3 protein-coding genes and 1 pseudogene are annotated in these 4,687 nt (G+C 73.6%); all 4 read right to left on the bottom strand.

All coding sequences use genetic code 11. The features are described from left to right. Window positions 1-195 (bottom strand): annotated as a pseudogene (locus ASG00_RS15120) (DUF5719 family protein); the annotation flags it as partial. After that, window positions 192-3,059 (bottom strand): glycosyltransferase, encoded by a 2,868-nt coding sequence (locus ASG00_RS02100; protein WP_056206493.1) that lies wholly within the window; start codon window positions 3,057-3,059, stop codon window positions 192-194. The pseudogene ASG00_RS15120 and the gene ASG00_RS02100, both read right to left, overlap by 4 nt. Window positions 3,060-3,131: 72 nt before the next feature. Next, window positions 3,132-3,452 carry a WhiB family transcriptional regulator gene (locus ASG00_RS02095; RefSeq protein WP_048808915.1) on the bottom strand — a complete coding sequence of 107 codons (321 nt, stop codon included), beginning with the start codon at window positions 3,450-3,452 and terminating at the stop codon, window positions 3,132-3,134. A 133-nt stretch (window positions 3,453-3,585) separates the two neighbouring features. Then, window positions 3,586-4,687: mannose-6-phosphate isomerase, class I (gene manA, locus ASG00_RS02090; protein ID WP_082482999.1), on the bottom strand; the 1,102-nt coding region annotated here is incomplete at its 5' end.

The following is a 4,687-nucleotide window of genomic DNA, read 5'->3' as shown; positions in this document are numbered from 1 at the left end:
GAGCGGGCCGGTGCACGCGAGCGTCGTCGAGGATGCGGCCGGGGCCGCCGTGACGGCCGACTTGTCCGCGGCGACGATCGGCCAGGGCGCAGCCGCGGCGACACCCACGGCGAGGACGAGCGCCACGGCGACGGCGGCGCCCACGATCAGACGCGTGGACGTGGCCGCCCAGAACACGACGCGTTCGCGGGTCATCGGTCGTCCTCCCGAGCGCGCGGACCCACGACACGCGGGGTCTGGCGGGCGAGTCGCCGAGACGCGGCGGTCGGCAGCGAGAGCAGCAGCGCGATGACGACGATGGCGAGCTGCCCCACCCCGACCAGCGTGGCAGTGGCGGTGACGGATGCCGCGGCATCCGCTCGGGGCACGACCCCGGCGCGCACGGCCCAGAGCTCCCCCTTGGGAGTGAGGCCGACATCCGCGAGCTGCGCGTTCTGGTTCAGGGCGGCGGCTGCGGCGAGACGGGTCGCGCGAGCCGCGTCGGTCTCAGAGCCCGGCAGCGTCGGGATGAGGATGTATCCCACACCGGCGGAGGCGAGCGCCGCGAGCGGAGCGTCGGCGCCGGAGGAGAGTGTGTCGACGACCAGACCGGCGAACTGGACGGACGCCCCGGACGCCGACGTACGCGTGGCGAGCAGGGTCGACTGGCCGTCGAGGGTGGCGCCGCCGTTCCAGACGACGTCGAGAGAGATCGCTCCCGAGGAGAGCGGAGTGACGACGGCGGTCGCGACGTTCGGCGTGGTACGGGTCTGCGCGTCGACGAAGGCGGGCACCGTCGAGTCGGGGCCGTTGGTGATCTCGAGCGCGCCACGCCGCTCGGACGCGAGCAGCGGCAGGACGGCTGCCGCGCCGAGCACGACCAGGACGGCGATCGTGACGCCGCGTGCCGCCGCGGCCCGGACCGGCAGCCCGGCATCGAGCGTGACGAGCGCAGCGCCGACGACCCCCGCCCACGCCAGACTGAGAGCCGCGCCCGGCCACAGCGCGACGGGCGTGCCGTCGGCGGCGAACGCGACGCTCACCCCGACGGCGAGGAACGCCGTGCCGAGACCGAGGACCACGAGGATGAGGGCCGCGGCCCCCACGAACCAGCGCGGCGTGAGCAGCGAGGCCAGCGCCACGATCGCGAGCGGGGCCAGGAGCAGCGCCGGCGCCCACGTGGGGAGCCCGGGCAGGTGAGCGGAGACGAGCTGCTCCCACCCCCCGAGTCCATCCACGGGGAATCCGGCCACGAGCGCCAGGCGACCCGCGGCATCCGCGCTCGCCCCACCGGAGACGGTGATGCCCGGGTCGGCCAGGAGGCCCCACGGAGTGCCGGCGTTGATCTGTGCCCAGGCGAGGGGCAGGAAGACGACGACGGCCGGGATGATCGTCCACACGACCTGCGCGACACCCCGCCCCCCGCGCGCGACCACTGTGGAGATGACGGCCAGCACCCACAGCGCCACGAGCGCAGGAGCGAGGGACGGCGACGCCGCCCAGACCACCACCATCACGAGGGAGGCCGTGCCGGCGGAGGCCCACGACCGATGCGCCACCGCGCCGGCGTAGAGCAGCCACGGGAGGGCGAGGTGCGCGATCAATGCCGCCGGCCGACCATCGACGAGCGCCACCAGGAAGGTGGGTGCGAGCGCCCACAGCACCGCACCGAGGATGCGCAGCGAGTCGCGGGAGGTGATCCGGGTGGCGGCGAACCAGCCGCCGAGAGCAGCGAGCGGCAGCGCGGCGATCCAGAGCACGACCAGCGCGCGCGACGGTGCCCCGGGAGAGAGGGTTCCGATCAGCGCGAGCAGGGCGGAGAACGGATCGGAGGGGATCGCGGCGTCCAATCCGACCGAATGGGCGCCGTACAACGCGTTCGCCCAGAGCTGCGAGAGCGTCGATGACAGCGGAGCCAGTGCTCCTCCGCCGAGCGTGGGCCAGGCCAGCAGAGCCGGGAATGCCGCGATGGAGACCACGAGCGCGGCCAGCACGACCCAGGCTCCGCCACCCGCGAAGAAGCGCAGCTCCTCGCGCGTCGGGCGGGCCGCGGCATCCGGATCACCGTCGGCCTCGACCCGCGTTCGCAGGTCCGAGCGGGAGATGCGCAGCAACGACAGAGACGACCACGCAGCCACCCGCGCGCGGCGGATGCGTGAACGCGACCGGGCGAGCGCGGCGGGCCGCCAGGCGGCGACGAGACCCGCACCCCATTCGGGGAGCACGAGCGCCGGGCTCTTGGCCACCAGGTGCATCACCGTGCGCCACAGAGTGATCGGGAGCAGGGTCAGCCAGTGGAGCGGGACGGCCCCCGCGGGGGCGTACGCGAGGCGCCGATGCAGTTGGGCCGTGCGGGTCGCGAACGCCCGAAGCCGACGGCGACGACGGGTGTCGGGGCTCGGCAGACCGGCGACACCATCACCCGCCACCGCGACCACGGCGCGGGGCTGCACGGTCACGCGATGCCCGGCGAGTCGGGCCCGGATGCCGAGGTCCAGCCCCTCGTCGGCACCGGCGAGCGCGTCGTCGAGACCGTCGAGCGCCCGCCACACCGAGGTGCGCACGAGGATGCCGCGCACGTCGGCGCCGAGCACGTCTTCCACGTGGTCATGCTGGCCCTGGTCGAGTTCGTCGTCCGCCAGGCCGATACGGCGCCCACCGTGGGTGAGGGTCTCTCCGAGCGAGACGATGAGCGCGGTGTCGTCGGCGCTCACGACCTTCGGGGCGACGGCCGCGACCGTCTGGGAGATCTCCAACGCGCCGACCAGGCGCGCGAGAGCATCGGGGGCGGGGGCGGTGTCCTGCGCGAGAAGCCACACCGCGTCGCCCGAGAGGCGCGCAGTCGCGAGCCGCAGGGCCTCCGCGAACGAGACGGCCGACCCCGCCGTGATGACGCCTTCGGCACCGGAGGTCCCGGCGATGTCGAGCACTTCGCCGGTTCCACCGCACACGACGATGGTCAGCGCGTCGATCTGACGGGTCTGCCGGGAGAGCGCGTCGAGCGTGGCGCGAAGATGCGCCGCGGCCGGGACGCGCCCGTCGGGGCGGACGACGAGGAGAGCGTGGACACGGTCGGGCATGACGTGGTCAGCCTAGGTGAGCGTCGACGCACTCCCCCGCGCCGCGCCGAGCGGCGCCGCATTGGGTGGAGGTCAGGCGCGACGCTTGAGCTTGCGGCGCTCCCGCTCGCTCAGCCCGCCCCAGATGCCGAAGCGTTCGTCGTTCTCGAGCGCGTAGTCGAGGCATTCGCCGCGGACGTCGCAGGTGGAGCAGATGCGCTTGGCGTCGCGGGTCGATCCGCCCTTCTCGGGGAAGAACGCCTCGGGGTCCGTCTGCGAGCAGAGAGCGTCCGTCTGCCACGAGAGCGGATTGTCGTCGTCGACCTCGGGGCGGCGTACGCCCGGGACGCCCAGGAACACCGGATCGACGAACCAGTTGCCGGGAACACTCGATCGGTACTGCGATGCCGACATCTCGTTCTCCCCTCCGCGTCCACCCGAAGCGCGTATGTAAATTACAGCGGTGTCATTCGGATTGGTCAAGTCGCGGATCATAAACACTCAACCATGAGTCGAAGGTTTGCGACGCGCCGGTCTGGCAGAGGTTTCAGCCCGCGTTCCCACCCGGCTCAGCCACAAACGCCTCACCCACGCCCGACAGCCGGACGACGGACTCATCGGCTGTCAGGAACACCGCGCCCCCGGGGACGAGAGCGATGGAGGTCGCGGCCTCACCGCCCGCGACCGACGGGGTCCCGGCCGTCGCCAGCACGATCGCCGGCCCCGAGATCGGCACCTCGACCGCACCGCCCTCGAGGCTCACCCGGGTGAGCGCGAAGTCGGGGATCGCCGGCGCGTAGCGTCGCACCGCGCCGGACACGACAGGCGCCAGCAACGGTGGCGCCGACGGACGGGTGTCGACGATGCGCAGCAGTTCGGCGACGTCGATGTGCTTCGGCGTCAACCCGCCCCGCAGCACATTGTCGCTCGCGGCCATCAGTTCCACCCCGAGGCCCGACAGGTAGGCGTGCAGGATGCCGGCCGGCAGGTAGACGGCCTCGCCGGTGCCGAGAGACACGTGGTTCATGAGCAGCGCGACCACGACGCCGGGGTCGCCCGGATTCATCGCCGCGACGCGGGTGAGGGCCTCGAGGCTCGCGGTGGGCTCGGCGGCGAACGCCGCGCGGGCCGCGGCATCCGGGGACTGCAGCGCCGCACCGACCGCGGCGGCGACCTCGTCACCCTCGCCCAGCACCCACGCGAGCACGGCGGCGAGCACGTCGGCATCGTCCTTCCCGGCGAGCCGGTCGGCGAGAGCGGAGACACCGAGCGCCTCGACGAGAGCCCGGGATGCCGCGACCGGCCGCAGCCCTGCCAGCGCGTCGAATCGGGCGCTCAGCGCCACCAGGATCTCGGGCTTGTGATTGTCGTCGCGGTAGTTGCGCGCCGCGTCATCGCGCGCGAGCCCCGACGCCTCCTCCGCGGCGAACCCGGCCTCGGCCTCGGCCTTCGACGGGTGCACCTGGATCGAGAGGGGCGCCGCGGCGGCGAGGAGCTTCAGCAGATACGGGAGGGGGCGTTCGCCGCGCGCCGTCAGCCACGCGTCGAGCGTCGGGGACCCCGGTGCGCCGACGAGCGCCGGAGACGCCGGATGGTCGCCGAACCAGGTCTCGGCCTCGGGCCGGCCCGACGGCGCACGGCCCTCGAGG

The organism is Microbacterium sp. Leaf351, assembly GCF_001423825.1.
Classification (GTDB): Bacteria; Actinomycetota; Actinomycetes; order Actinomycetales; family Microbacteriaceae; genus Microbacterium; species Microbacterium ginsengisoli.
The sequence above is the reverse complement of the archived record's forward strand: the minus strand, read 5'-3'. Positions and strand labels throughout refer to the sequence as shown.

Coding starts and splice junctions, on each gene's coding strand:
- ASG00_RS02100 (WP_056206493.1), bottom strand. CDS start 3,059: ATGCCCGACCGTGTCCACGCTCTCCTCGTCGTCCGCCCCGACGGGCGC.
- ASG00_RS02095 (WP_048808915.1), bottom strand. CDS start 3,452: ATGTCGGCATCGCAGTACCGATCGAGTGTTCCCGGCAACTGGTTCGTC.